This window comes from Streptomyces sp. NBC_01476, assembly GCF_036227265.1.
Taxonomy (GTDB): Bacteria; Actinomycetota; Actinomycetes; order Streptomycetales; family Streptomycetaceae; genus Actinacidiphila.
In genome coordinates this window covers 2,239,846-2,265,960 of the sequence record NZ_CP109446.1, presented here as the reverse complement: position 1 = coordinate 2,265,960, position 26,115 = coordinate 2,239,846, and the positions used below count along the sequence as shown (strand labels likewise).

Below are 26,115 nucleotides of genomic sequence, written 5' to 3'. Positions count from 1 at the left end.
CGGGCAGCGGGAGTTGAGTGGGGCAGCCGGGCGGCCGGGCAGCCTTGGAGTGGAAACGCGACGGCCGCCCGCCGTTCCCCCCATCCGGGGAGGGTACGGCGGGCGGCCGGACGGAGCTACGGAGCCCCGGCGTCAGTCCTCGGACGGACGGCGGTGCTTCCCGAGCGGCTGCTGGCCCTTGTCGGCCTCGTCGGCCGAAGCCGGCCCGCGATGACGGCCCGCGGTGTCATCGGCCGAGCGGTCGGGCGTTGTTGCGTTGGACATGTGAGATCTCCCCGTAATCCCCTGTGAGAATGGCGCCGTTCCCGGTGAACGACGAGCCGGCTTGCGCCGGAAGCGCGCGAAAAGGGTGAACCCGTCCGGTGGATGCGCCAGTTGGCGCCGGTCACGTTGGGTACCCGCGTGCACGACTTCCGGTGAGTCTACTGATGCCCTCCGAGCCGCCACCAACACCCCCACCCGGCGTGTCCTACGCGTTTCCGGAAGCTCTCCGGAGTGCTCCGCGCGGACGCCGCCGGGCGGCGTACCGGCCGCCCGGAGCACTCGGAACGACCGTGTGGCGGCGGGCAGTTGGAGCCCCGGCGTGATGCGTGCTGTCTCGCCCATGGCGCTCACCCCGCCTGCGCCGCGGCCAACGGAGCCTGCTGCAGCGGGAGTACGGCGAGCTTGCGGCGGGCCGGAGCGGAGGTGGTGACCGGTGCGGAAGAGGAAGCCGTGACCGGCGGGGCGGTGACCGGTGCGGCGGTGGGCGCCGCCGCCGGGCCCTGCACCAGGCGCCGGACCGGGTGCGCGGCGGGCTCACCGACCGGCACGACCGGCACGACCGGCACGACCGGCACGACGGGCCGGCGACCGGTGGACACGACGAGCCGGCGACCTGCGGCCACCGCGGTGCGGCGACCGGTGGGCTCCCCGCCGGGCCGGCCGGCGGAGGGCGACTGCTGTGACGTTTCCGCAGACTCCGCGGCGGCCCCCGGCCGTACGTTCGGCTCCGCGGGCGACCCCGACACCCCCGACCGCACGCTCTGCTCGTCGGCCGCCTCGGCCTCGTACCACGACTCCGGGTCCGGGGCGTCGTAGGCGATCACGCCGCACGGCCAGTCCGGAATGGCGTACGGAAGGCGCAGTTCGTGGCCCGGCAGCCAGAGCGCGGTCGGCCCGAGCCAGCCGCGCGGGGTGGCCCGCCAGTGCACCTGCCGCTCGCCCGGCCGCCACAGCGCCAGCGACTCCGCACCGCCGGGCACCTCGGCCCGCAGCGCCACCACGGTCGCCTCGGGGGAGAGGATCTGCCCGGGCTGCGCGACCACCGGCGTGAAGAGCGCCCCCGGCACCCGCAGCGCGTCGGGGAACCGCACCGGGTGCCTGCTCCCCAGCACCCCCCAGCCGATCCGCGCCTCCCCGGTGGCGTCGCTGCGCAGGAGCAGCAGCCCGCTGTCCGGTGCGGCCAGCAGCAGCCGGTCGTCGCTCTCCTCGGTGAGCTGGAGCAGCGGGCTGGTCTCCGCCGTGTGCAGATCGGCGGCGATGGCCTTGGTCCTGCCGTCGAGTTCCCGGTCGAGTGCCAGTAGCCGGCCGGTCCGGTCCAGCCAGACCCCGCCGGTGCAGCGGCCCGCGACCGACATCACCGCGACCGGCGAGCCGTCCGGCGTACCGTGCCCGTACACCTGCCAGACCGTCGTGACCCCGTCCTCGTAGGCGAGCGCGAAGGCGGTCCCGGGCAGTGGTGCGGGCGGCAGCAGCTTCACCTCGGTGCCGCCCAGCGAGCACACCGGCAGCTCTCCGGTGCCGGGCCCGGTCGGGTAGAGCAGCGCGAGGTCGTGCCGGTCCGCCACGCGGCGCCTGATCAGGACCCGGCCGTCGCCGAGCGGCAGCACCTGGGTGCCCGGCTCCTCCGGCTGCCCGCCCGGCAGCGGGACGGCGTACGGCTCGGGGCCGCTCAGCGTCCACCGCTCGACGAACCAGTGGCCGGATCCGGCGGTCGCGTCCCCCTGCCCGCTCCTTTGCCCGCCCGCTTCCGCGGCCCTCTCCGCGGCCCCCTCCCCGGCCCCCTCCGCGGTCTGCCCGGCGGCAGGCGCGGCGGCGGGTTCCGCAGTCCGGCCGGCCAGCGCCCGGGGAGCGGCCGCTTCCGCCCCCGCAGCCGCTTCCGCCCCCGCGGGAGCCTCCGCTTCCGCGAGGCAGGCCGCGTAGGAACCGTCCGCGGCGATCGTGAAGCCCGACCGGCGCAGTACGCGGGCGGCCGGCGGGATGTCCATGGCACTGACGGTCATATGAGAGTCCACCTCCGTCCCAGGACGGTAGTTTTCGGACTTCCGGACCATCAACGCGAGTGGGGGCGGTTCACACATAAGGGTGTCGCTTCCCCCGATTCCGCCCCGTTCGGGGGGCAGGTGTGCTCCGGCGTCCTGCCGTACCACCGCACATCCCGGCAGGCCCGGCGGGCCGGTAACCTTCCCCTTGTGTCTGTGCCCGTTCCCGCGTCCGTCCCGCCCACCCTCGCCGACGTCACCGCCGCCCTGGACGCCCTCTGGCCGCCCGAGCTGGCCGAGTCCTGGGACGCTGTCGGCCTGGTCTGCGGCGATCCGGCGGCCCCGGTCACCCGGGTGCTCTTCGCCGTCGACCCGGTGCGCGAAGTGGTCGACGAGGCGGTACGCATCGGCGCCGACCTGCTGGTCACCCACCACCCGCTCTATCTGCGCGGTACGACCACGGTGGCGCCCACAGGACCGGCCGGCTTCAAGGGCCGCGTCGTCCACGACCTGATCCGTAACGGCATCGGCCTGCTCGTCGCGCACACCAACGCCGACCGCGCCGACCCCGGTGTCTCCGACGCGCTCGCCGCCGCCGTCGACCTGCGGGTCACCGGGCCGCTGGTACCCGACCCGGCCGACCCCAAGGGCCGCCGCGGTCTCGGCCGGATCTGCGAGCCGCTCGCCCCGCTCACCCTGGCGGCCTTCGCCGAACAGGCCGCCCGCGGGCTGCCCCGTACCGCCGCAGGACTGCGGATCGCGGGCGACCCCGACACCCCGGTCCGCACCGTCGCGGTCTGCGGCGGTTCCGGCGACAGCCTCTTCGCCGAGGTGCGGGCGGCCGGCGTCGATGTCTTCCTCACCGCCGACCTGCGCCACCACCCGGCATCCGAAGCCCGGCAGAGCGGCGCGCCCGCCCTGGTGGACGCCGCCCACTGGGCCACCGAGTGGCCCTGGTGCGAGCAGGCGGCCGGCCAGCTCGACGAGATCTCCGACCGGCACGGCTGGTCGCTGCGCACCTACGTCTCGGGCGCGGTCACCGACCCGTGGACCGCGCACTCGCCCTCTTCCCACGTCCCTTCCAGCTCAGGAGCCCCCCGCTGAACGCCGAGCCCGCCGACCAGATCCGCCTTCTCGAAGTCCAGGCCCTCGACTCGCGTATCGCGCAGCTGGACCACAAGCGCAAGAACCTTCCCGAGCACACCGAGCTGGAGCGTCTCGCCGCCGACCTCAGCCAGCTGCGTGACCTGCTGGTCGCCGCGAGGACCGAGGACAGCGACACCGCCCGCGAGCAGACCAAGGCCGAGCAGGACGTCGACCTGGTACGGCAGCGCGCGGTCCGCGACCAGCAGCGGATGGACTCCGGCATCCTCACCTCGCCCAAGGACCTGGAGAACCTCCAGCGCGAACTGGCCTCGCTCGCCAAGCGCCAGTCCGACCTCGAAGACGTCGTACTGGAGGTCATGGAGCGCCGGGAGAACGCCCAGGAGCGGGCGGCCGAACTCGGCGGCCGGGTCGCGTCCCTCGAAGCGAAGGTCGTCGAGGCCGAGCAGCGCAAGTCCGAGGCGCTGGCCGGCATCGACGCCGAGGGCTTCACCGTGGCGAAGGAGCGCGAGACGCTGGCCGCCGGCATCCCCGACGACCTGCTCAAGCTCTACGACAAGCTGCGCGGCCAGCAGGCCGGCATCGGAGCGGCCCGCCTCTACCAGAAGCGCTGTGAGGGCTGCCGGCTCGAACTCAACATCACCGAGCTGAACGAGGTCAGGGCGGCGCCCGCGAACACGGTGGTGCGGTGCGAGAACTGCCGCCGCATCCTGGTGCGTACCGCGGACTCCGGTCTGTAGGGGCCGGGTTCACCGGTGCCGGACGCGTCCTTCACCGCGACGACCTTCCTGCTGCTGCGGCACGGGGAGACGGCGCTCACCGCCGAGAAACGGTTCTCCGGCAGCGGGGGCGAGGATCCTTCGCTCGCCGAGCGCGGGCGGTGGCAGGCCGGACGCGCGGCCTCGGCCATCGCCGCCCGCGGGGACGTGACGGCGGTGGTCAGCTCGCCGCTGGCCCGCTGCCGTCAGACGGCTGCCGCGGCTGCCGCGGCGCTCGGACTGGAGGTCACCGTGGCCGAGGACCTGCGGGAGACGGACTTCGGTACGTGGGACGGGCTCACCTTCGCCGAGGTGTGGTCCGGTTTCCCGGCCGAGATGACCGCGTGGCTCGCCTCGCCCGCGGTCGCCCCGCCCGGCGGGGAGAGCTTCGCGGAGGTGAGCGTGCGGGTGGCCCGGGCCCGGGACGACCTGCTGGCGCGGTACGCCGGTCGTACGGTGCTGCTGGTCAGCCATGTGACACCGATCAAGACGCTGGCCAGGCTCGCGCTGGACGCGCCCGAGTCGGCGCTCTTCCGGATGCACCTGGACCCGGCTGCGCTCGGCGAGATCGCCTACTTCGATGACGGCAACGCGTCGCTGCGGTCGTGGAACGACACGGGGCATCTGCGGGGTTGAGCGTCTGGGGCCGTCCGCCGGCTAGCCGGCGCCGCCCAACGCGGCGGCGCCCCGGGCGAGTTCGGTGATCTTCTCCCAGGCGCGCTCACGCAGGGCGGCTTGCGGGATCATCCAGGTGCCGCCGACGCAGGGCACGTTGGGCAGGGCCAGGTACTCCGGTGCCCTCGCCGCGTCGATGCCGCCGGTCGGGCAGAACCTGGCCCGGGGGAGCGGGGAGGCCAGTGAACGCAGGTAGTTGACGCCGCCGGCCGCCTCGGCGGGGAAGAACTTCATGTCGGTGACGCCGAGTTCGAGCAGCCCGAGCGCTTCGGAGGCGGTGGACACCCCGGGCAGGAACGGCAGGCCCGAGGCCCGCATCGCGTCGAGCAGCCGAGCGGTCCACCCCGGGCTGATCAGAAACCCCGCGCCCGCGGCACGTGCGGCGTCCGCCTGCTCCGGGGTGAGGACGGTCCCGGCGCCCACCACCGCGTCGGGCACCTCCCGGGCGATCGCCCGTATCCCGTCCACCGCGGCCGGCGTCCGCAGCGTGATCTCGACCGCCGGCAGCCCCCCGGCCACCAGCGCCCGCGCGAGCGGCACGGCGTCGCCCGCGTTCTCCAGCACGACGACGGGGATCACGGGGGCGAGGTCGAGCACGGAGGTCATGGCCTCATCCTGACGGGGGCGGCCAGGCGGTGCAACGCCCGTTGCACTCTGTGCAACGGGGGCGGGGAGGCGGGTGGGTGCCGGGGCCGCCGACCGGGTGCCGCGTCGGGCGCTCGGCGGGCTAGTGGATGTCCTGGACCAGGACGTCGAGCCGTCCGCCGGGGGCCTCTTCCACGGTGAAGCCGAGGTCGCGGAGCACTTCGGCCAGGGCGACGGTCGACCGGGGCCGGGCTCCCGAGGTGAGCAGCGCCCGTACCAGCCGCCCCTTCGTCGCCTTGTTGAAGTGGCTCACCACGGCGCGCCGCTCCACGCCCTCCACCACCGTGACCTGGAGCACCCGGACCGTGGCCGTACGCCCGGCGACCTCCCCGCGCGGCTTCCAGGCCGCGCCGTACGCCGACGAGCGCAGGTCGAGGACGAGCCCGCCGTCCGCCACCTCCGGCAGCACCCGTTCCATGTGCGGCTTCCAGTACGCGGCGAGCCCGCCGAGCCCCGGCATGCGTACCGCCATCGAGCAGCGGTACGCCGGAATGCGGTCGGTGAGCCGCACCGCTCCCCACAGCCCGGAGAAGACCAGCACCGACTGCCGTGCCCGCCGCCGGGCCGCCGCGTCCAGGGTGGAGAGCCCAAGGGCGTCGTAGAGCACCCCCGTGTACAGCTCGCCCGCGGGCAGTGTGGCCGCTTCCCGCAGTCCGGCGTTCTTGGCGACCTCGCCCCGCAGGCCCGCACTGAGCCCCAGCACCGCCGCGGCCTTCTCCTCGTCGGCGCGGCACAACTCCACCAGCTCGTCCAGTACGGCCGACCGGGCGTCGTTCAGCCCGGGCAGCGACAAGGTGTCCAGCGCGACGGGGCGGCCCCGTACCGCGGTAGCTTTGCCCTCGGACGGCGGCAACAGGACGAGCACGGCATCTCCCTCACAGCTCACTGCCGCGGCGGCCCCCGACCCGCGGCGGACCTTCGACGGCCCCGTCGCAGCCTACGGCCCGCCGCGGCCAGGCCGTACGCGCCTCCGGCCGCGGGTCGGTGCCCCCGGGGCGGACCGTAGGCTGCGACGAGGAGTCTCCGGGGAGGCCGCTGTTCGCGCCCGCCCGAGACGGCCGTCTAAGATGGGCGGCACGGCAGACGAGCCGGGCGGACGGCCGCGTCGGGACCTTCTGGGTCCTGCCGAGGAACGTCCGGGCTCCACAGGGCATGGTGGTGGGTAACGCCCACCCGGGGTGACCCGCGGGACAGTGCCACAGAAAACAGACCGCCGGCGGCCTCGGCCGCCGGTAAGGGTGAAACGGTGGTGTAAGAGACCACCAGTGCCCAGGGTGACCTGGGCAGCTCGGTAAACCCCACCTGGAGCAAGGTCAAGAGGGGCCGTAGGAATACGACCCCGCGCGGACGCTTGAGGGCTGCCCGCCCGAGTCCGCGGGTAGACCGCACGAGGCTGTCGGCAACGGCAGCCCTAGATGGATGGCCGTCGCCCCGACGACCGCGAGGTCCCGGGGCACAGAACCCGGCGTACAGCCCGACTCGTCTGCCGCTCCCTGCGGCTTTGCCTCAGAAAGGGCCTCTGACCTGCGTCGGAGGCCCTTTCTGATCTTTCAGCCGCTTGCCGTCTTAGGCGGCGAAAAGTCCCTTGGAAGTCCCTCGGACAGCGCTGAAAGTCCCTGAAAAGTCCCAGGCGCCGAGAGGCCAGAGGAACCGCCACACCGCTCCAAGAGACCGCGCGCGTTACTCACGGCACGAAGAACCAGCCCCTCATCCTGGAAGCCCTCCGGACGAGCGCCGACCGAGCCCCGCATCGCCTCGGAGCCCACCCCCAAGCTCCGCGCGGCCCGCACCTGACTCAGCCCGACGCCGAGCGGTGTCGAAGCCTGTCTCCACTTCCTCGAGGGCCCGGCGCCGCTGCTGCTCCGCCGGGTGCGCGTCCGGCTCCCGGCCGCGCCGTCGCTCGTGTCTCCGCCCCGCTTGGCACGGCCGGCGCCGCGCGCGCCCACGAGGGGGAAGTCGGCGGCATCAGGCGAGACGTACAGCTGTGGGTCAACGTGCCTCCGGCGGGGGCGCTCGGGCTCCGAGATGGACCAGGCCCGGTCGGCGACCGCGGGTCCATTGTCGGCGCGGATGCCAGACTCCCACCCCGGATTGCCATCAACCCGGGTAGGGCGAGCAGTCGTGGCCCAGGGCGTCAAGGTCCTTTGTACAGTGGCGTGCTCCACCTTGACGCCCTGAATCACGCAAGCTCCACACGAGTGCGGGCCGACGGCAGACGGGACATCAAGCAGAGTGGTAGAAGTGCCCTCGACAGTCGCACCTTAGTTAGGGGGCAAGCACGTGAAAGAAGCCTTGATCGGCCTTGCTGGCGTCGTACTCGGGCTAGCCGCAAGCGCCTGGACTACGGTCTGGACCGATAGGCAGCGGCGACGGGACATCGAATATGACCGTCTCAACGCACGACAAGAGGAAGCCAGCAAGGAAATTAGGAAAGCCCTGATTTCTATTCATCACCTCAAGCACACTCTGGAAGAAGAGAGGGGCCACAGCGGCCCCGAGGCACTCCTGCAACTAGTGCACACTATCGATACGTACACGCTCGTACTGGCTTCAGAAGAACTGAGAGGCAGACTGACGGGAGCTACTCAAATAATGTGGTACTGGCATACTCTCAGTACTCGGCAGGGCCACCCTGTTTGGGTAGCCGTGGACGATGCCACGGAGTGTATTGGAACGTACCTCCGGGCTGAGCCCCTTCCGGAAGAGCCTTCGGCCGTGACTGCCTTGCGTCTAGAGGCCGAGCAGCGTGACTACATCACAGGGTTCGAACGCGGAGAAATCCTGTAAGTGGCCGAACCAGATTCGGAGTCGCCAATATCGCACAGTTGGTTCGATGATACTCATTCGTCCCTGATTGGGAAAATCAATTTCCGGACCTCGGGCGACCTTAGGTAGTTCTTGAGACCGTGGAACGCAAATTTCCCAATATTTGTCTCGTGATCTATCCGGATGCCCGCATAACTCTCTGAAAGAAACCGAGGAACTGCCACAATGTCGCCACAGTCGGCAACATTAAGCCATTCGTTCACTCCGATTGGCCTTTTTCCGAGGCCGTTCACAGGGTTAGGGATAACTCGGTCGAAGATGCCCCCCTTCAGAGCTAGCGGAGAGCCGACCGTAATCAATTTTTCGACTGGGCAGCCAGAACTCCAAAGTGTTTCGTAAGCGATCACCGATCCCAGAGAGTGCGCCAGGATCAAGTCCGGCTTCTGAGACCGGATCTCGCTCTCAATTAGAGCCTGCACCCGACTCCGATTCACTTCCGAAGTGAAATATGAGTTCACTTCCCGGATGAAGCGCAAGATCAGTGATGTCACGGCCTCGGTGCTGGCACCGCCCCGGTTCGCCACCCAACTTGCGATTTGCCGGATCGGCTTGGTAAGAATTCCTTGGGCCTGATCGCTAGGGATTCCATACGCCGCAGCCCACGACAGAAATAGTTGAGATTCTTCAAGGCTCAGACGCTGATCCGAGACGGGTCCTTGAGCCTCGCTGTCTCGCAAGACATGCGCGTAGTATGCGACTGAAATCCCAACTTTTTTCTCACCGGCCATCGACCCCGCCCCAATCAAGTCCTTTAACCACGAATCCTGCAACAGCTTCGCAGCATCTTCGGGGGTAATCGAGGGTCGATAGTTTCCTATCCCGTGGATAATGAGAATCTTCACCATTCTTCATCCAGTTCTATAAAGGCGATCTGCCGAGAGAAGCAAACTGCCATAAGGCCACTGTGGGTGATATCAACAGCGTTGACGCCGAAAGGGAAGGTGATTGGATCGGTGACGGCGACGCCCGAAGCAGGGTCAAGGAAATCGAGCTTTCCATCCTCGTACCCAACGACCAGCACACTTACCCGCTTCGTGAAAAACGAGGCCACGCACGTGGGTCGAGCTCCTGTTAGTTGAAATCTTCCCGTCGGCTTCATGGCGCGCGCGTCCCACACCCGCACGGCACCATCTTCGGAGATAGAAGCAACATGCATGCTTTCGGGATCGCCAACATTCACAATATCGATGATTCGATCTTTATGGGCACGAACCTTCGTTCCTAGGGCCTCCTCTCTGTTTATATCCCAGAACCTAATAGAGCCGCCTTGATGGCCAGTTATGCACATGATGGTCTGCCCGAATTCAGCAACCGCCACAGCGGCAACCGAATTGTCGAATCGGTTGAAAGTATGGATAGGTTCCGCAGGATCAGCACCGTCCCAGACCGCAAGGGAATCATGGCCGGCAACGATGCGAACCTGCTCGCCCAGTGTGCTCACTGCGAAAGCTCTAACTCGGCCAAGAGGACTTTCGGCACGGCCTAGTTCGGTAATCGGTGCCCCTGTAGCTAGATCGCATATCGCTATGAATCCATTAGCGCTACCACTGATCAGAATGTCGCCAGACAGATGTTCAACAGCTTTGATTTGCACAATCTGCTCACTATGCCCGTAAACCACTACATCCGATTCGGACGATTTACCGATTATCCACCGAGAGATTGTGCCAGCATTATCACCCGTGTAAACAATAGGATTGCCATCAATAAAGCCGATGGTGACGGTGTAGAACACCCCCTCTCTTTCATCGTCGAACATCCATGCATCATCGTCTTTATCCACCTGCCTGACCCAGGGATCTCCCAGGTCCTCATCAGAGCTCAAGTTCAGGCTTAGGACCCTGCCGTCTTTAGCCCCAATCAGAGCAATCGGCTTTCCGTCAATGGATGACGTCGACAGTGCGTAAGGATGGAATCCCCTGAATGCGAACGGGAAGGGGAACGGCGTAGCCTGCCTAGTCCACATAGTAAGAACGCCATCGGATGCACAGGAGACGGCCATCGCCTCACCGTTGACGACGACTGGATCCAAGGCCCGGATCGAATTGGCAGACGACACCGAGGATCTAGTCTTTTCCTCAAGACCAGATAGATCCCAAATACTAATACGGCCTGCTTCGCTCGCGAGCAAAGCCTCTCTGTGACCTTCCGAGATTGCAATCGCTCGGATCCAGTCATCAGAAAAGGGAGCGAAGCGCCGCAGGATATTTCGCGTTGACAGGTCCCACACTATGACCTCGCCGTCGCGCGACGAAGAAACCAGGATGCTATTACCCCCGATGCGCGCGATCGCAAGCCCATAAACGCAATCTCTGTGGCCCTGCAGTGGATCACCGATCATCTCGCAAGCCGCGAGGTCCCAAACTCGGATTTCACGGTCATCGCCGCCTGAAACCACGATCGCCCTTCCGTCCATTTCGTGGACGGCCAGAACTCGAACCCAGTCAGCATGCTGACCGACGGTAAAATTGTTTTCTTCGGCTGATGAGAAATCCCAGCCAACTACGGTGCAATCAACGCCCGCCGAGACAACGATAGAAGCTCCGTCGACGTCGATAGCCTTGAGTGAAAGAATCCAGTCCGTGTGAGATGTCTGCTTATGAGCCAAAGTCCAGCCGGCTCGAGCATCATAAACTCGCAGAGACCCGTCTTCACTGGCGCTTACGATAGCCATATTGCCACGGAAAGACGCACTCGTGAGATCGGTAACCGCCGCGGTGTGGCCATCAAACTCATGGTCGAGTGTGTCGCGAAGTTGGCCTCCTGTCGTCCATAGGAATCGAATGGCCAAGCCAGTATTTATCTCTTCCGTGAGCTGGAGTGATCTCAAGAGGTCGCGTGCGCCATACCGGCTTGCGTCGAGCGCCAGAATTCGACGACGGACGCCAGAGCCAGCTGTGATGTGCCTCATTGCTGAAGTCCGGTAGACTGCAGCCGCTATACGAGCCTGAACCCCTCTGGCGTATCCCGACAGCGGCAGAAGAGTATTCGGGTCAGCGTGGACCAAAAATTCGGTGTCGGTGAGCAGGCGATCGACTTCGCCGCCATCTAGCGCATGCTGTATCACATGCCGCAATAGGTAAGTCGGCGCGGACTTCCAGAAGTCGCGCGAAAACGCCTGTACCGACCTAACTCTAGGATTTTCGACCAACGTCTTCATCGAATTCAAGAGACCCCGAGCATCGGCTGCCTTGTCCTGTGATCGACGATTGGGATCTAGCGGGTGGCTGAGTAGGTGGTCAGCCAACGCTTGGTGGAAGAATCTGTATAGGGTGCGGCCATCCGAATCCACGGAATATCGCAGATAGAATGAAGTAGCAGTCAAAACCTCCGCTACCTCATCGTCGGTTGGGCCGAGTGTTGACGAATCCGCCGGGTGTGGTTGGGCGACGAACGCGGAGGATGCGGCCTGAAGGACCACCGCCGGAATGCCCTCACCCTTCGCGTGTGCTAGCGCTGCCATTATAGGACGCATCCAGCGATTGTTGGTGCCGCCAAGCTGCGCAAGGTGTAGTTCCAGCATCTGAGGCAAGGAACGCGGAACGAGCTCGCTGATCTTTTCGGTTGCGCTGAGGTCGATTCCGATGCCGATTTGGTGTACGAAAAGACCGGAAATCAGAAACGCGCCCACCACCTCTTTGCGAGAAAGAACGTCAGCAATGGACTTCGCGATCAGTAGCGCCGTCGGCTTTTGGTCTGGCGCACGAAAACGCGGCTGACTCCTCAAGAGCTCCAGAGCGTACTGCTCTAGATCTTTCTTGACCGTATCGGCTGCGACATTGTCAAGGTTGATGAGTCCTCCACCTCGCGCAGCAGCTTTCAGCAGCACGGAGAACTGGCTCCAAGGGCGAGTACCGACGAGAACGCGGCATGCCGGCTCGCCTCGTGTATTCCTTGCGATGCTCAGTGGCATGAGAAGGTTGGACATCACATCGACCGGGTGAACTGCCTCGTCCAGGGCGTCCACAATCACGATCGGGATTTCGGAACTGTTCAGGATTGCTTCGATAAGATGCGCGGGCGTCAAGTTCCCATCATTCGGTTCCTGAATGTGCAACTGCCGCGCGAGCGAGCTCAGTATCTGGTGTATATCTCGAGATCTTGCGTGGACTGCAGCAACGCTCTCGTTGTAGGAAGGCTGGAGGTGTGAGGGGATCTTACTAGCAACTGAGGGTGTTGCTTCGTGCAAATCAGGGTGTGAAAGACAGACAAGTACCCCGAGGAGTGCAGATTTTCCTGCGCCCGGACTACCCGTCACCACTCGAAGTGAACTGCCACGTCCTGTATCCATCCACTCGGAAAGATCCTGCAACTGCTCCTCCCGACCAGCGAAGAAGCAACGGCCCGTTATCCTTGTTTGGTGTGGGACGCCAGTCGCTCTTGTCGCGAAGTGAAATGCATCGATCCCTTCGTCTAGCTGCTCTGCAAATTCTCGGACCTCGGCCTCGGCCCTCATGAGGAGCCGAGCTTGCGGGGTTATCCCATAGTTGGGGTTCTTGAAGAAGGGTGGAGAACCCTCGTTAAGGTCGGTCCTTGGGGTAACTGTTAGCGATTGCGGCAGAGCAGAGTGGTCATCGGTGCAGATCCTGGTGAGCGACATGTCAATCTCTGATGCGATCGTTTCGACAGGTACGTACTCAAGAGATGGGTGGATGTCGAGCCATCCGTCTTCGAGTCGCTTAAGCGTCTGCACTACGGCATCGGAGAATCGGCCCTTGAATGCACTCTCATCACGGGTTGATGCGCCGATCACCCATGCTCTTCTGCGGCTGGAGCGCAGCAAATTAAGGGCCTGGAACCGGGTCGCCTCTCCTGCATTGCAAACATCGAGAAGCAATAGAACCTGCGGGCCAACCTGGTTGGCCTCGACCGAATTAATAAGTGCGCCCAGATCAATGCTCGTTTCTCCGAGTAGCGCGAGGTCAGTATCCCTCGCAGGGAGATGCAGCGTTCCGAGGTCGCTATCGGCGATCCCATGGCCGATGTAATGTATAACGACGCCATCGCAGTTTCGATCGATACGGGCTTCGCGTAGGACCGCTCGCAAGTCTTCATGGCGCGGATCGAGGATCGGACTGCCGTTGGTGGGAACTAATCCGAGGGCAGTAAGAGCAGTGGCGACTTGAGTTGCCTTGATGCTCGCAAAGCGAAGTGGCGCAATTTCGTTTATTGCTAGAGTGTCTTCTCCGTCGAGGGCCCCCTCGTCTCCCCCGTCGAATCTTCCAACGCCGATGGCAAGAAATTTGTGCATTGCGACCCCACGCCTCCAACCGAACCTTGGCCCAGTATGGGGCTCTCGGCGGCAGTTGTCTGCCGGTCCGTTTGCTTGCCCTCGTGGGGATCACGGCGCCCCGAAACCTCGGCTGCACCAGGAAGCCACCCTCCCCCGAGAACGCGTGGCACTTCACCGCGCTGCATCTCCCCAAGCGGTGCAGGAAGTTTTGCCAGTACGTGCGTGCGATCTATCGCCTGGGCCGTGGTTAGCGGGATGGGCCTGAAGGAGCCTGTGCTTGAGAGGAGGTGCTGGCATCCCTACAGATGATCTTTGGGTGATGTCGCGCGCTGGCACGCCACGAGCGGAGGTCAGTGACCTGCTATCGGCGACATCACGCACGGAACCTCAGTAACTCCCTGGAGCACGTTCGACGGAGCGTGGTTCCCAGGGGGTCGTTGATGATCACCATCAGCGCTCTACAGCGGGGCGCGGAGGAGAGCGAGGATGGTTCATCGGCGAGGTGCGCGCACATCCGGTGCCGCGGGCTGGTTGATCGTGAAGAGACGACGTTCGGCGAACTGCCAGGGGGTTCTCATGGCGGTGGTGAATGCCATGGGTCCCTCCGTGAGTCGGGTGAGGACGCCGAGGAGGAGGGTGTGGGCGACGGCCAAGAGGGGGCCGTTGCGCCCAGCATTGTGGTGGAGGAAGGCGGCGCAGTGGCGGGCTCGGGTGTGGAGGTCGGTGAGGCTCTCGCCGTCTTCGCAGCGTAGGGAGGGGTTGGCGAGACGGTGGGCTCGCCAGGCGCGGTAGGCCGGCGGGTAGGTCTCGGCGGTGCGGCCGATGATGATGCTCGGTGCACGCCACTCGGCGAGGAGGCCGGAGGTCGCGACGATGGGCAGGCCCGTGAGGTGCGAGATCAGGGTTGCGGTCTGGCGGGCGCGGGGGATCGGGCTGGTGACGATGGCGGTGACGCCCTCGGGGAGGGGCAGGGAGCGTCGAACCTGGTCGTGGCCTTCCACGGTGAGGGCGGCCTCGTGCGGGGCGTGATAGCCGGGGCGGTGGCCTTCGTAGGCGCCGTGGCGCATGAGCCAGATGTCAGCCAAGGATCCAGCCCCCGTCGACGCGCAGGGTCTGCCCAGTGATGAAGCCGGCGTCGTCGGTGGCGAGGAAGGCGACGGCTGCGGCGATGTCGTCCGGGCGGCCCCGGCGTTGGACGCACTGGCGGCCGAGCTGCCGGGCGGCCATGGCCTCCGGGTCGTCGACGACCGTGTCCTCGGCGGGGACGCGGATGGAACCAGCCGCGACGCAGTTGGCGGTGATGCCGGCGGGGCCGAGTTCGCGGGCGAGGGCGCGGGTGAGTCCTTCGAGGCCGGCTTTCGCGCTGATGTAGCCAACGAGGTCGTGGCGGCCCGCCGTGGCGAGGACGGAGCCGATCGTGATGATCCGGCCCCAACCGGCAGCCGACATAGCAGGGGTGAGCTCGTGCGCGAGGAGGTAGTGGCTCGTCAGGTTGGTGGCCAGGGCGTCTTCCCAATGGGCGGGCGTTGTTTCCGTCCACGCTCGGCGCGGGTAGGCGCCGGCGTTGCTGACCAGGATGTCGAGTGGGCCGAGTCGGTCGTGGGCTTGGTGGCAGAGGGTGCGCACGGCGTCGGCTTCGCGGAGGTCGGCCGTCAGCGGGATGGCGGTGCCGTCGCTGCGGGTGACCTGGGTGGCGAGTTCCGCTGCGGCATGGTCGTCGTCGAGGTGAGCGAGGGCGACGGTGGCGCCGTCGGTGGCGAGGCGGCGAGCGATGGCCGAACCGATGCCGCCGGTGGCTCCGGTGACCAGGGCGGTGCGGCCGTTCAGGGGGCCGGGCATGGTGACTCCACTGGGAAGAAGTAGGTGTTGGGGTCGAAGGTGGGGCTCATGGCTTCGGCGAGCCGGGCGAGCAGCAGGAGCCGGTCCTCGGGGGCAAGGTCGGCCAGGTTGTAGACGCCGAGGATGCGCATGGCGAGGTAAGGACGAAGCAGGTTTGCCAGGTCCTCGCCGGGCCAGAGGCGGTCGGCGATCGGCTGTACGAGCCGGTTCCAGTACGTGGTCACAGCGATTCGCCTGGGCGCCGACAAGCGGGGCGCGTAGTCGATGGTGATGGTGCCCGTGACGTGGTCGACGTCTGCTCGCCGGAGGGCGGGGGTGTTCGCCGGGAGATGGGCGAAGGTAGCGGGGTGGTCGGCGAAGGCGGTCGGGTTGTACGTGGGGACGAGCCAGCCGCCGAGGGTGGAGGCGTACCAGAGGAAGTTCGCGAACTCGCCGGGGATGCTGTTCATCCCGCCGGTGTCGTAGTCGAACCAGGCGAGCGGGTGGGCGAGGTTGACGTCGGTGGGGTCTCCCTGGGTGAGGGCCGCCCAGACCGGTTCGTCTGTGGCGAAGTGGGCACGGAGCCGGCGGAGGGTTGCGGCCCAGTCCAGGCGGTGCTGACGGCCGTTGATGCTCAGGGTGTATGTGCCGAGGCTGGAGATTGGGAGGTCGATGAGGCCGTCGGCGACCAGGAAATCTTTCCCGGCGTAGTACGTGTCGAGCCGCCCGCCGGGCGCCGCGCGGTCCCAGTACAGCTTGCGGACGACGAGGGCCGGATCGGCGAGCCATGCCGTCGTGAGGATGGCCTCCCGGTACGCGGTCGTGAGTTGGTCCATGTAGGCGCGGAGCTCACCGCTCGGCTCGTCCGCGTTGAGGAGGTCGAGCAGGAGACCCTGATCGGTACCGCCGAAGAGGCGTTCGTAGGCGAGGAGGTGCCCGCCTGGCACGCGTAGGTGGGTGTGCAGGGCGGGTACGCGGTAGTGCCGGGCCAGGCGGGCGTGGCCGCGGATCTCCTCGCGGGCTTCGGCTGGGTCGCGGGTGTACTTCAGCAGCAGTGGGCGGCCGAGGATGTCGACGGGGCAGAGCAGGTTGCGGGTGAAGCGGCGTACCGGACCGAGCCGAAGGGGACTTCGAATGGTCATGGCCTCACCCCGTTGAGCAGTTCGAGGCAGACCTGGGCTAGTGCGGCTGGTGGGAAGGCATCCATGTGGATGTCCGTGTCCGTGGCGATGGCGTCGCGGACGGGGCAGAGGTCGCCCTGGTGCATGCGGTCGGACAGGTCGGTGGCGACGGCGTGGTGGTGCGGCAGGCCGGTGCGCCACTTGCTGTGGCTGTGGCGCGCGTACAGGCCGACGACCGGCGGGCTGCTGCCGTTCCGGCCGCGCGCCATAGCGGCGAGGTGTGTGAGGCCGGTGTCGTTGCCGACGATGAGGTGGTAGTGCGGGAAGAGGTCGGTGAGGTGGTCGGCCGGCATCCCGTCGAGGCGGAGGACCTGCACGTGGCGCCGGGGAGCCTCTGCGGTGATGCGGAGCCCGTCGGTCGGGTTGCCGCCGATGAGCAGCAGGCGGGCCTGCGTCTGTTGTGCCTCGGCGATGTGCTCGGCAAGGGCGATGTAGCGCTGGGCGGTGTAGTCCTTACGCTCCGGCCAACTGGTGGCGGTGATGGCGGCGAGGTTCAGGTTGCCCAGCCAGCCCGTCGAACGCAGTTCCTCCACGAGGTGGTTCGGCCTGGTGGCGAGAGTGGGAGCGAAGGGAGTCGTGTCGGGGAGGCGGATGCCGAGGCGGCGCTCCAGGGCCAGGTAGTGGCGGGCGGGCAAGTCCGGGTGGGCGCGGCCGTCGCTCGACCAGCAGGGCGGGGCCGCCGGGTCGAGCACCAGGCTTACCGCAGCCTCGGCGCCGTGTGCCTCGATGCCGGGACGGTCGCCGATCACGGCGCGCCAGCCGTTGGGCGTGGTGGCCTGGGGCTGCGTGATCAGCTCGGTGCGGGCGATCAGCTCGGCGTACGGACCCACCGCCTGGACGGTCACGCGCACCGAGCGCAGTCGTAGCCAGTCGAGGACCGCGCGGATGCCCGAGAGCGCGAGGAGGGTGTCGCCGAGCTTCCCCTCGAAGGCCACCTGGATCTCGCCGCACCTGCTCAAGCGGCGGACGAGCTCCGCCGCAGCGGCAACCGGGAGCGGCGCGCCGACGGGAACGCTGTCACGGGCGTACCCGAGCGGAGTGGTGTGGACGGCCCCGGCGGGGACGACCAGGGAACCGTGGTGGAACCGGATCCCTGCCGGGGCGACCGCTGTCATGCCGCGCCTTCGATCGTGGTGAGCGAGACCAGGGGCAGCCCGAGGCCGGTGAGCAGGTCGCGGGCCCCGCGGGTGGTGTCCTCCACCAGGCAGGCCGCCGCCAGTGGCACGGCGCCGGCCTCGCGGAGACGTCGGGTGAGGTCGGCCAGGGTCCGTCCGGTGGTGATCTCGTCATCCACGATGACGATGCGCTGTCCGGGGGTGATGCCGTACGCGAAGACGTCGGTGCGCATCGCGTGGGGCTCGCTGAAGCGGACCGCGCCGTCGAGCGGGAGGTGCAGCTTCCAGGCGATCTTGTAGGGCAGGCGGGCGGCGCCGGCGAGGGAGACGGTCGGCAGGATGCCGCCGGCGTCCAGACCGAGGAGGAAGTCCACGGGGGCGAGTCCGTCCGGCACCTGTTCCTGGAGCAGGTGCCACAGGTGGGCCCCGGTGTTGGCGAGGGTGTCGGGCCGGACCGGTTCCTCCAGGCCGTCCAGGGAGTGGATGACGCGCTCGCGGCGGCTCGTGGCTCCGACGCTGAGGCGTTCGACGATCCTTGCGGAGAAGGGCGGCACGAGGACGGTTTCGGGCATGGCGGAGCTCCTGTCGGCTGCGGAAGGGGGAAGGCGAGGGAGGTTGTTCAGGCGGCGAGCTGGTGGGCGTACCAGGTGAGGAGCTGGTCGACAGCCGCGGCGACGGGCGTGAGGACGGGCTCGGTGTCGCCGTCGCGCCAGGCGTCGGCGATCTCGGCCAGGGAGGGCACCGAGAGGGTGGGCAGGCCCGGCATGCGGGAGGCCGCGGCGAGGATCCGGTCGGGGCCGGACTCCCACTGGTTGTGCTCGCGGAGAAGGAGGCGGCAGGCGAGCACGAGGTGCTTGTAGAGCTGCCGCAGTGTCGTCGGCCCCGCCTCAGCGCGCAGGCGGCGGATGGTCAGGATGACCTGGGGGAGTTCGCGGACGGCAGCGAGCGCGAGCTCGTCTCGGTTGATCGCCGGCAGTTCGAGGTCGGGTGCAGCGTGCAGGACGGGGCCGCCCTGCTGGATCTGGTGGAGGACGAACGCCAGGCGTGGGGTGAGGCGCCGGGCGGTTAGTTCGCCGGCGGTGACGACGGTGGGACTGAGGGAGGCTGCACCGTCGAGGGCGGTCCGGTACTGCTCCAGGGCCTCGTGGACCCGGCCGGTGGTCTCGTGTTCGGCGATCACGAGGAGGTCCAGATCGGACCAGCCGGCGATCCAGGTGCCCTCGCTGGGGCTGCCGGTCAGGGCAGCGAGCCGTATGCCGGGGCCGTATGCCCTTATCGCGTCGGTGAAGTCGGCCGTCGCCGAGGCGATGGCGGCAGGCAGGCCGAGTCCGTACGGGGTGGCCACGCGCAGCGCCGTGGCGGAGGGCGGGGCGGCTATGCGCCGGAGCCGCGCGCGAAGAGCGGCGACGCTGCCGCTGTTGTCGATCACGTGGTCGGCGAGCGCGGCGACCTGGTGGGCGCCACGGCTCATCTTGATCTCGTCCTTTGCGGCGACAGCCTGGGCCGGAGTACCGGAGCGGTCGACGCGTACGGCGAAGGAGGCGTCCAGGTAGACGATCTGGAGGGTGTCGCCCATGAGCTGCTTGAGCTCGGCGATCGAGGCGTCGTCGTGGACGGACTCGATGGTGAACAGCGAGGTGTCGACGTGGGCGTCCGCGAAGCGGTTCAGCTCGGCGAGCAGTAGCTCGGCCTGTCGGCGGGCCGAAAGCGCGTAGGGGTCCGCGAGGCCATTGCGGTGGGCGGCCTGCCGGAGAAGGAAGCCGATCTTGAGGCGCTGGGCGCCGCATGTGCGCTGGACGAACTCAGCGCTGGTGCTTTTGCCGCACTCGCTCAGCCCACCAAGGGCGAGGACCCGGCGGAGGTGCCGACTGGGCTTGATCTCTGCGGGTGCGGTGTCGTCCCGCCCGTACAGCTTGAAGCGGGCGGGTAACGGCAGTCGGCGTCGGCCGGCGACGACATCGGAGACCAGTGCGTCGAGGGCGGCGCACAGTTCTTCGCGTTGGCCGTGGAGTGCGGGGACGCGTCGGCGGGCCAGTGAGTCCCGGGCTGCCGCTCGCTCGCTGTGCCAGATTCGCAGGGTCAGCACCGACAGACGGTCGACGACTGAGGCGAGGGTCTCGGTGTGCAGCGGCGCATCGGCGCGGCCCGCGTCCGCCAGCGAGCCGAGGACCTCGTCGGCCCGCTCGGCGAGCGCGTTGCGCTCGGCGTTGAGCTGGTCGATCTCCCGCTTGCAGTCGGTGACCTGGGCGGCGGAGAGTAAGGCGCTACGGACCCTGTCCTCGGTGTCCCACAGGAGTCCGTTGACGGTGTGGAGCCGTGTGACGGTGTCGTCGAGGCGGTGCCGATCCTTGTTCTGGAGGGTCTCGATGGCGCGAGCCAGGCCCGGTGGCATGGCCAAGGGCGGGGAGTTCTGGGTCATTGGGGACTCCCGTTGGTGAGTGGGTCGAGGCCAAGGTGATCGAGTACGTCGCTCTGTACCGCGTCCAGGGACCGTTCCTCGCAGTCCACGACCGCGGTGTACGAGCCGTGATCCGCCTGCTGGAGCAGTACCGCGTGCAGCGTTTTCTGATACGCCGGGTAGATCCCGGTCCACGGACGGCCCTCGCGGACGCTCGTGATGGCGTAGCTGCGTTCGGCGTCGAGGGACGGGAGCAGGAGGATCGAGGTCTCCGGCGAGGCGGCTCGCGAACCGGCGATACCCGATACGGTCTTGAACGCCTCGCTGACCGTCAGCCCGTCCTTGACGACGCAGGTGGCGGTGGCCACCGCAAGCAGCATGGGCAGGCCCCGGTCGAGCAGCCCCGTACGTCCCGTCTCGCGGGAGGCGGCCCGCTTGGCGTGGCCGGCGAGCAGCATCTCGGTCAGCTCGACGGTCGTGGACGTCTCGAACCACCACCGGGCGTAGTCGCCGGCCGCCACCCGCGCCCACGGCTCAGGGTCGTGCTCGTGGACGGCACCCAGCGGCTGGAAGCTGTTCCACCGCTCGGCCAGCCGCCCCAGATGGGTCGTCTTAGTTGCTGTTGTCGTTCCGGCCTTGGGGAGTGGGCTTCGAACCGGGGTTCCCGTTTGGGTGGTGACGGCATGGTCGGTGCATAAGGGTGGGGCCTTCTGAACAGTTCGATGGTGTCGAATCAACGAACAACGTCAGGAGGCCCCGGTGTTGGAGTGTTCCGTGTCGATGGCTGGGCCGTCCAGTTCGGTCACTCCGGGGTGTGACTGCCTGGCACACCGGTTCGGAAACGCCGCCGACAACGGGGCCCGGCAGCCGCGTTATCCGTCGGACATGACGGACGAGGAGTGGAAGGTGGTCCGGCCGTTGCTGCCGGTGCCGGGCTGGATGCGGGGCCGCGGCGGGCAGCCGGAGGCGTATTGCCACCGGGCCATACTGGACGCGGTCCGGTATCTGGTCGACAACGGAATCAAGTGGCGCGCGATGCCGGCCGATTTCCCGCCGTGGGACCGGGTCTACGCGTTCTTCCGCCGCTGGCGCGACCGCGGCCTGATCGGGGAGTTCCACGACCGGCTGCGCGACCGGGTCCGCACCCGTGCCGGGCGGGACATCGAGCCGACGGCCGCCGTGATCGACTCCCAGTCGGTCAAGGCCGACGCCGTGGTGGGCTCGGACAGCCGCGGCTTCGACGGCGGGAAGCTGATCAACGGCCGCAAAAGGCACCTGGTGGTCGACAGTCTCGGGCTGCTGCTGGGCGTGATGGTCACCGCTGCGGACGTCGGAGACCGCACCGCCGCGAAGGTCCTGCTCCAGCGGGTGGCCGAGGCGCATCACCGTCTGGTCCTGGTCTGGGCAGACGGCGGATACACCGGCAGCCTCGTCGAGCACTGCCTGGCCGTCCTCGCGCTGGTCCTGCAGGTCGTCAAACGCAGCGACGACCAGAAGGGTTTCGTGGTCCTGCCCAAGCGGTGGATCGTTGAGCGCACCAACGCCTGGCTGATGCGCACCCGCCGGCTGGCACGCGACTACGAACGCCGCACCACCAGCGCGGAGGCGATCGTCTACTGGTCGATGACCCTGCTCATGACCCGCCGACTGGCCCGGCCACACCCTTCGCCAGCGTGAACTGGCCCGGTGAGGGCTCGGTCAGCCATCCCCGCGCGACCAGGCGTTTCGCCTTCGCCCGCAAGGCCTCCACCCGCGCCGGCACCACGTCCATCCCGAACACCGCGGCCATCTCCTGGCAAGTCAAGGGCCCTTGATGAAGCCGGGACCGGTCGGCGAGTGCCTGCACGATCCGCTGGTAGTCCACCGACAGGACCGAACAGGCAAGCCCTTCGCGCCACACAGGCACCTGTGACCTCGATTGCACCGCATCCCGCGAGCTTTGGGAGGCTTCCGCCTGGTCATCGCCGCCGGAAGCCAGCACCGCGTCGACTCGCCTGCGGGCGACCGACCACTCCTGCCATTCCTGCTCGGCCTCGGCCAGCTCGGCCTGGATCCGATCAGCCTCCTCCCGCAGCCCGTCGACCCGACGACGAGCAGCAACCTCGTGCTGTTCCAGCAGTCCGACAACCGACGGCATCCCGGCCTCCCCAGCGAGCGACAACCCGACAGGCCACACCTCCCACCGAACTACCCAACCCATGCCTGACCAGTGAAAACGCCGCCCTCAAATTCGGAACGACAACAGCGACTTACCGACGTTGTCGGGCCCGTTGAGGCTGACGAAGTCCAGGACCGGTGCCATGTTCACGCCTCGCGGATCGGCGCGTCGAGGACGGAGACGATCGCGTCCTTGTTCGCGACGACGAACTCGGCCAGCTCCGGAGGCATCAGGTTCAGCATTCGGACGGCCTCGGCGGTGAACGGCACCCGGACCACCTCGTATCCGCCCCGCTCCGGCTTGGCGAACTCCGTACCCGTACGAGCGTCCAGGTCCATCGACTCCAGGCGCGCGGCGAAGATGTGCTGGACACTGACGCCGCCCTCCAGTTCGTCGGTGATCAGGTGGACGAGCTCAGCGCGCTCCAGCTTGCCGCCGAGCTCCTCGAACACTTCGCGGTGCAGGGCCGCCTCGATGCTTGCGTCGTCCTCCTCGACCCCTCCGCCGACGGAAACCCAGTACGGCTCCCTGCCCGACTTGGTGCGCTTGATGAGGACGAGCTCGTCGCCGTCGAGGAGGATGGCGCGGGCGTTGCGCTTGACGATGTCGGTCATGCCGTTTGCTCCTTCTGATCGCGGTACAAGGCAGAACGGACGGAGGGCCTCCTGGCGGCGGGCCCCTCCGAGGCCCTGCGGACACAGCATGGTGCAGTCCGATGGCTGGGAGTGACGTACAGGTGCTGCAGCAATGCCGCAGCGCTGCCGAACTGGGCTGGCTACGCTGGGCGTTTCGGCGTTCCACACCGGGTGACGGACAGGGGTACGACGGTGGTCACGGTGCAGCGATGGTCCGGCCGGGAGGCCCGGCTCTTACGCGACGCTCTGCGCATGAGCCTGCGGGACTTCGCCGCGTACTTGGGTGTCAGCGACCGGACCGTGTCGAACTGGGAGGGCGGTGGGGCGGGTTACCAGCCCCGCGCCGAGTCTCAGGCCGTCCTCGACACCGCGCTCGGCCGCGCTTCGGAGGACGTAAAGGATCGGTTCGCGGCAGCGCTCGGGAAGAGCAGCGCCGTTCAGCCCGTTGCCGGCCGAATCGGAGTCGACTCGCACAAGTTCCTGCCGGTCTTCATCGGCGTCGAGCGGGCCCGACAGCTCCGCGCGCACATGACGCTGAGCGTGGACGACAAGTGGCTCGACTCCTCCTCGGCCCGAGTGGACCACCCCGAAGCTCGGGACTGCGTCCTGCACGTCTTCGCATGCGGGGTAGCTGTCTTCCACCTCGTTCAGCCCCACGAGCCCGCCGCGCTCACCGAACTCGCTGTATGGCGCTACCGCTCGTACGCCGCCGACCTGCCCTGGGCACGGGACAAGCTCCGCGACCTCCTGGACGAGGAGCACATCCGCGTCCCCAACCCCGAGTACGTCCTTTCGGCCTACTGGGTCACCTCCAGTCCCTGGAGCGGAGATTCCTACGACACTGCCCTGCGCTTGCTGTCCACGCCGTCGGTCCTGGTCGACCGCGGCGCCCCGGGCGGGCCCGCTCCCCTTGACGGCTCGGTGGAGCAATCGCTCCTCGCCACCGGATTCGAGCATCCGGACATCGTCTCCTTCGGCGTACGAGGAGTCTCCACCGGCTACGCCGGCTGGTCCGGCGTCGCCTACGCCTCCCACTCCCGCGAGCGCGGCCTCACCATTGACGAGCTGGTCACCTGCGAACTGACCGTCCAGGCCCTGTGGTGCTTCACCCGCCAGATCCAGCAGCTGATCGAGGACGGCCAGGACCCCTCCATGCCTGAGGAGTACGGCTGGCGCTTCCTACGCGCCGCCTCCTCCCGGCTCACCACGGCCCGCGCCCAGGAGACCGCGCAGCACGTCCTGATGCGGGAGGCCATCATTAAGACCAGCGGGCTGGTCGAACGGCTGCGTTCCGCTCAGGACGCTCTTCGCGAGGGCGTCAGCTGAGAACATGGGGCAGGAGTGACATCGGATGGACATCGGCAGCGCGGTGCTGGTCGTGATCGACATGCAGAACGGCTTTGTGAACCGTCACAGCCGCCACGTCGTCCCTGCGGTTGCCGACCTGGTTGCCCAGTGGTCCGCCGCCGGACGACCTCTCGTATTCACCCGTTACTTCAACTATCCCAACAGTCCCTACGAGCGCTTCTTCCAGTGGCACCGGCTTCAGGAGCCGCCTGAGACCGACCTGGTTCCCGAACTCGCCGAAGCAGCCGCAGAATCTCACGCCGTCGTCGACAAGACCGGCTACACACTGCTCACCCCAGATGCTGCTGAACTGATCCGCCAGGCGGGCTGGACCGATCTCGTCTTCTGCGGGATCGCCACAGAAAGCTGCGTTCTCAAGTCAGCCGCGGACGCCTTCGAACACGGCTACGCGCCGTGGATCGTCACCGACGCCTGCGCCAGCGACGCCGGCCCGGACGTCCACGATGCTGGCCTCCTCGTCGCCCGTCGCCTGATCGGGAACCGTCAACTCGTCACCAGCGAATACGTGATGGGACAACTCACTGCGCACGCCGGAGCCCCGATGCTGGAATAGCCCCATGGCCGACACACCGCCCTGCAATCTTTCGCCCGCCGCCCACGACGCCGACCTGATCATCGTCGGCGGCGGCCCCGCGGGATGCGCCGCAGCACGTATGGCTGCCAGCGTCGGTATGCGCTCGATCCTGATCGAGCCGGACACGCTATGCCGCAGTCTCTATCGCATCCCGGTCCTGAACAACGTCTTGGGCGGTTACACCAGCGGCCCGGAGCTGGCCGACTCCATCACCACGGAACTGAAGAGCACGGAGCTGTGCCGCATCGAACTCGGCAGACGGGTCACCGAGCTCCGCGCCGACGACGTCACATTGACCGTTACGGTCGACACCGGCGCTCGTCTTACCGCCCCGTTCGCCGTCGTCGCCACTGGTGTCGGCCCCCTCCAACTCCGCGACGTTGCCTGGATCACCGCCCCTGACGGACCGGCTCTGCCCCCGCTCTGGCAGGCCGAGGCGGACGAGGTCCGGGGCCGTACCCTCCTCGTCCTTGGCGGCGACCGTCCGATCGGCACCTTCCTGCGCGCCAACCCGGCCACCGACACCCGATTGCTCGTGGCCTACCCAACGGCCGACGAGTACAAGATCGAGGAGATCCGCGAGGACCCCCGAGTCACACTCTTCCCGGTCGAGCACCTGACGCTGGCTCCCGCAGAGGGCACAGCGGTGTCAGCGCTAGCGGTGGGCCGGGACGGCGAACGACGGACGGTCGCAGCGGACGCTGCCTATCTCAGCCTCGGGAACGCGCCGACTGCACCGTCCGGCGACCTGACCAGAGGCCATGACGGATACTGCCCGCCTACCGACCAACACCCCCGCGTCATCGTCGCCGGAGACCTCCGCTCCGCCCGCTACCAGCGGATCATGACCGCCTTGGGCTCCGGCGGCGAGGCCGCGCTGCACGCCTACTACGCGGCCAGGGAAGTTCTCACCACGGGCTGAGATGCGTCTGCGCGATGCGGTGACGATTGCTCACTTCAACCGGTGAGCTTCGCGTGAAGACGTCCGTTCTCCTCTTCCAGTGCCTTAACACGTCGTTCGAGCTCGGCTCGTGAGGGCTACGCAGCACGGGAGTTGATGGCCGAAGACCTGGTTTCCAGCTCCGCCAACGAACCGCAGGTCGAACTCTGTCCGGACCTGATCCACGCCTGCGGCTTCGACACGGGCCACCTCCCCCCAGACTATGCTGCCGCGCTCGCCGCTGGCCTGGGCCCAAGCGAGGCGGCGATCGGGCGGTAGTTGACAGTAACCACATCGTAGGTAGCTTCAACCGCCAGGCCCTCGGCCAGCACGCGGACGCCCGTCTCCTCCTCCAGTTCGCGTGCGGCTGCGGCGACTGGCGCCTCGCCCCTCTCATTCGCGAATGGAGTGGACGTCACCGCGGTGCGGGCGTTTCCGATCGCC

At 67.6% G+C, this 26,115-nt stretch carries 22 protein-coding genes, 1 other RNA gene and 1 pseudogene; 8 read left to right on the top strand and 16 right to left on the bottom strand.

The window, feature by feature from the left end:
• Window positions 1-132: 132 nt before the first annotated feature.
• A complete protein-coding gene (locus tag OG552_RS09885; protein WP_329131332.1) occupies window positions 133-264 on the bottom strand; it encodes a hypothetical protein in 132 nt (43 codons plus the stop codon).
• A gap of 347 nt (window positions 265-611) precedes the next feature.
• The gene (locus tag OG552_RS09880; protein WP_329131330.1) at window positions 612-2,264 is read right to left on the bottom strand and encodes a hypothetical protein; all 1,653 of its coding nucleotides are present in this window, start codon (window positions 2,262-2,264) and stop codon (window positions 612-614) included.
• A gap of 189 nt (window positions 2,265-2,453) precedes the next feature.
• On the opposite strand from OG552_RS09880, the gene OG552_RS09875 reads away from it, so the two are divergent.
• The 3 genes and pseudogenes from OG552_RS09875 to OG552_RS09865 all read left to right on the top strand — a co-directional run.
• Complete coding sequence (locus tag OG552_RS09875; RefSeq protein ID WP_329131328.1) at window positions 2,454-3,347, top strand: Nif3-like dinuclear metal center hexameric protein; 894 nt, start codon at window positions 2,454-2,456, stop codon at window positions 3,345-3,347.
• Window positions 3,344-4,087, top strand: coding sequence for a zinc ribbon domain-containing protein (locus tag OG552_RS09870; protein ID WP_329140710.1), 744 nt, complete (start codon window positions 3,344-3,346; stop codon window positions 4,085-4,087). Before OG552_RS09875 ends, OG552_RS09870 begins: the two co-directional genes overlap by 4 nt.
• A gap of 3 nt (window positions 4,088-4,090) precedes the next feature.
• Window positions 4,091-4,741, top strand: a pseudogene (locus OG552_RS09865) (histidine phosphatase family protein); the annotation flags it as partial.
• Window positions 4,742-4,762: 21 nt separating this feature from the next.
• Here the strand turns inward: OG552_RS09865 and eda are convergent.
• Complete coding sequence (gene eda / locus OG552_RS09860) at window positions 4,763-5,386, bottom strand: bifunctional 4-hydroxy-2-oxoglutarate aldolase/2-dehydro-3-deoxy-phosphogluconate aldolase (protein ID WP_329131326.1); 624 nt, start codon at window positions 5,384-5,386, stop codon at window positions 4,763-4,765.
• 121 nt (window positions 5,387-5,507) lie between these two features.
• Window positions 5,508-6,290 (bottom strand): peroxide stress protein YaaA, encoded by a 783-nt coding sequence (yaaA, locus tag OG552_RS09855; protein ID WP_329131324.1) that lies wholly within the window; start codon window positions 6,288-6,290, stop codon window positions 5,508-5,510.
• A gap of 219 nt (window positions 6,291-6,509) precedes the next feature.
• Between yaaA and rnpB the strand changes: the two genes are divergently transcribed.
• Window positions 6,510-6,911, top strand: an RNA gene (gene rnpB, locus OG552_RS09850) — RNase P RNA component class A.
• A 1,354-nt stretch (window positions 6,912-8,265) separates the two neighbouring features.
• Here the strand turns inward: rnpB and OG552_RS09845 are convergent.
• From OG552_RS09845 to OG552_RS09805, 9 genes are all read right to left on the bottom strand, one after another.
• On the bottom strand, window positions 8,266-9,096 hold the full coding sequence (locus OG552_RS09845) for a hypothetical protein (protein WP_329131322.1): 831 nt from the start codon (window positions 9,094-9,096) through the stop codon (window positions 8,266-8,268).
• Window positions 9,090-13,502, bottom strand: coding sequence for a hypothetical protein (locus OG552_RS09840; protein WP_329131320.1), 4,413 nt, complete (start codon window positions 13,500-13,502; stop codon window positions 9,090-9,092). Before OG552_RS09840 ends, OG552_RS09845 begins: the two co-directional genes overlap by 7 nt.
• Window positions 13,503-13,975: 473 nt before the next feature.
• Window positions 13,976-14,569, bottom strand: coding sequence for a histidine phosphatase family protein (locus OG552_RS09835; RefSeq protein WP_329131319.1), 594 nt, complete (start codon window positions 14,567-14,569; stop codon window positions 13,976-13,978).
• Window positions 14,562-15,323, bottom strand: coding sequence for an SDR family NAD(P)-dependent oxidoreductase (locus tag OG552_RS09830; RefSeq protein WP_329131317.1), 762 nt, complete (start codon window positions 15,321-15,323; stop codon window positions 14,562-14,564). The genes OG552_RS09835 and OG552_RS09830 overlap by 8 nt, the downstream gene beginning before the upstream one ends.
• Complete coding sequence (locus OG552_RS09825) at window positions 15,308-16,444, bottom strand: hypothetical protein (RefSeq protein WP_329131315.1); 1,137 nt, start codon at window positions 16,442-16,444, stop codon at window positions 15,308-15,310. Before OG552_RS09825 ends, OG552_RS09830 begins: the two co-directional genes overlap by 16 nt.
• Complete coding sequence (locus tag OG552_RS09820; RefSeq protein WP_329131313.1) at window positions 16,441-17,598, bottom strand: glycosyltransferase family 9 protein; 1,158 nt, start codon at window positions 17,596-17,598, stop codon at window positions 16,441-16,443. Before OG552_RS09820 ends, OG552_RS09825 begins: the two co-directional genes overlap by 4 nt.
• Complete coding sequence (locus tag OG552_RS09815) at window positions 17,595-18,170, bottom strand: phosphoribosyltransferase family protein (protein WP_329131310.1); 576 nt, start codon at window positions 18,168-18,170, stop codon at window positions 17,595-17,597. The genes OG552_RS09820 and OG552_RS09815 overlap by 4 nt, the downstream gene beginning before the upstream one ends.
• A gap of 47 nt (window positions 18,171-18,217) precedes the next feature.
• On the bottom strand, window positions 18,218-20,017 hold the full coding sequence (locus OG552_RS09810; RefSeq protein ID WP_329131308.1) for a DUF4254 domain-containing protein: 1,800 nt from the start codon (window positions 20,015-20,017) through the stop codon (window positions 18,218-18,220).
• Window positions 20,014-20,517: a hypothetical protein gene (locus tag OG552_RS09805; protein ID WP_329131306.1), complete on the bottom strand. Its 504-nt coding sequence runs from the start codon at window positions 20,515-20,517 to the stop codon at window positions 20,014-20,016. The genes OG552_RS09810 and OG552_RS09805 overlap by 4 nt, the downstream gene beginning before the upstream one ends.
• Before the next feature lie 364 nt (window positions 20,518-20,881).
• On the opposite strand from OG552_RS09805, the gene OG552_RS09800 reads away from it, so the two are divergent.
• Window positions 20,882-21,673 (top strand): IS5 family transposase, encoded by a 792-nt coding sequence (locus tag OG552_RS09800; protein ID WP_329131283.1) that lies wholly within the window; start codon window positions 20,882-20,884, stop codon window positions 21,671-21,673.
• On the opposite strand, the gene OG552_RS09795 is transcribed toward OG552_RS09800, so the two are convergent.
• Both OG552_RS09795 and OG552_RS09790 read right to left on the bottom strand, forming a co-directional pair.
• Complete coding sequence (locus OG552_RS09795; protein WP_329131284.1) at window positions 21,630-22,133, bottom strand: hypothetical protein; 504 nt, start codon at window positions 22,131-22,133, stop codon at window positions 21,630-21,632. The two genes, OG552_RS09800 and OG552_RS09795, sit on opposite strands and share 44 nt — an antisense overlap.
• A 167-nt stretch (window positions 22,134-22,300) precedes the next feature.
• A complete protein-coding gene (locus OG552_RS09790; protein ID WP_329131304.1) occupies window positions 22,301-22,768 on the bottom strand; it encodes an NUDIX hydrolase in 468 nt (155 codons plus the stop codon).
• A 273-nt stretch (window positions 22,769-23,041) separates the two neighbouring features.
• On the opposite strand from OG552_RS09790, the gene OG552_RS09785 reads away from it, so the two are divergent.
• From OG552_RS09785 to OG552_RS09775, 3 genes are read left to right on the top strand one after another with little or no spacing between them, the layout of a single operon-like run.
• Complete coding sequence (locus OG552_RS09785) at window positions 23,042-24,115, top strand: helix-turn-helix domain-containing protein (RefSeq protein ID WP_329131302.1); 1,074 nt, start codon at window positions 23,042-23,044, stop codon at window positions 24,113-24,115.
• A gap of 25 nt (window positions 24,116-24,140) precedes the next feature.
• Window positions 24,141-24,710 carry an isochorismatase family cysteine hydrolase gene (locus OG552_RS09780; RefSeq protein ID WP_329131300.1) on the top strand — a complete coding sequence of 190 codons (570 nt, stop codon included), beginning with the start codon at window positions 24,141-24,143 and terminating at the stop codon, window positions 24,708-24,710.
• Between the two features lie 4 nt (window positions 24,711-24,714).
• Entirely contained in the window at window positions 24,715-25,653 is a 939-nt protein-coding gene (locus tag OG552_RS09775; RefSeq protein ID WP_329131299.1) for an FAD-dependent oxidoreductase, read from the top strand.
• A 239-nt stretch (window positions 25,654-25,892) separates the two neighbouring features.
• Here the strand turns inward: OG552_RS09775 and OG552_RS09770 are convergent, their stop codons facing one another.
• The gene (locus tag OG552_RS09770; protein ID WP_329131297.1) at window positions 25,893-26,090 is read right to left on the bottom strand and encodes an NUDIX domain-containing protein; all 198 of its coding nucleotides are present in this window, start codon (window positions 26,088-26,090) and stop codon (window positions 25,893-25,895) included.
• Between the last annotated feature and the right edge of the window lie 25 nt (window positions 26,091-26,115).

Excerpts from the sequence above, each read along its gene's own strand:
- OG552_RS09885 (WP_329131332.1), bottom strand. The coding sequence starts at position 264 with ATGTCCAACGCAACAACGCCCGACCGCTCGGCCGATGACACCGCGGGC.
- OG552_RS09880 (WP_329131330.1), bottom strand. The coding sequence starts at position 2,264 with ATGACCGTCAGTGCCATGGACATCCCGCCGGCCGCCCGCGTACTGCGC.
- eda (WP_329131326.1), bottom strand. The coding sequence starts at position 5,386 with ATGACCTCCGTGCTCGACCTCGCCCCCGTGATCCCCGTCGTCGTGCTG.
- OG552_RS09845 (WP_329131322.1), bottom strand. The coding sequence starts at position 9,096 with ATGGTGAAGATTCTCATTATCCACGGGATAGGAAACTATCGACCCTCG.
- OG552_RS09840 (WP_329131320.1), bottom strand. The coding sequence starts at position 13,502 with ATGCACAAATTTCTTGCCATCGGCGTTGGAAGATTCGACGGGGGAGAC.
- OG552_RS09830 (WP_329131317.1), bottom strand. The coding sequence starts at position 15,323 with ATGCCCGGCCCCCTGAACGGCCGCACCGCCCTGGTCACCGGAGCCACC.
- OG552_RS09825 (WP_329131315.1), bottom strand. The coding sequence starts at position 16,444 with ATGACCATTCGAAGTCCCCTTCGGCTCGGTCCGGTACGCCGCTTCACC.
- OG552_RS09820 (WP_329131313.1), bottom strand. The coding sequence starts at position 17,598 with ATGACAGCGGTCGCCCCGGCAGGGATCCGGTTCCACCACGGTTCCCTG.
- OG552_RS09815 (WP_329131310.1), bottom strand. The coding sequence starts at position 18,170 with ATGCCCGAAACCGTCCTCGTGCCGCCCTTCTCCGCAAGGATCGTCGAA.
- OG552_RS09810 (WP_329131308.1), bottom strand. The coding sequence starts at position 20,017 with ATGACCCAGAACTCCCCGCCCTTGGCCATGCCACCGGGCCTGGCTCGC.
- OG552_RS09800 (WP_329131283.1), top strand. The coding sequence starts at position 20,882 with ATGACGGACGAGGAGTGGAAGGTGGTCCGGCCGTTGCTGCCGGTGCCG.
- OG552_RS09795 (WP_329131284.1), bottom strand. The coding sequence starts at position 22,133 with ATGCCGTCGGTTGTCGGACTGCTGGAACAGCACGAGGTTGCTGCTCGT.
- OG552_RS09790 (WP_329131304.1), bottom strand. The coding sequence starts at position 22,768 with ATGACCGACATCGTCAAGCGCAACGCCCGCGCCATCCTCCTCGACGGC.
- OG552_RS09785 (WP_329131302.1), top strand. The coding sequence starts at position 23,042 with ATGAGCCTGCGGGACTTCGCCGCGTACTTGGGTGTCAGCGACCGGACC.
- OG552_RS09780 (WP_329131300.1), top strand. The coding sequence starts at position 24,141 with ATGGACATCGGCAGCGCGGTGCTGGTCGTGATCGACATGCAGAACGGC.
- OG552_RS09775 (WP_329131299.1), top strand. The coding sequence starts at position 24,715 with ATGGCCGACACACCGCCCTGCAATCTTTCGCCCGCCGCCCACGACGCC.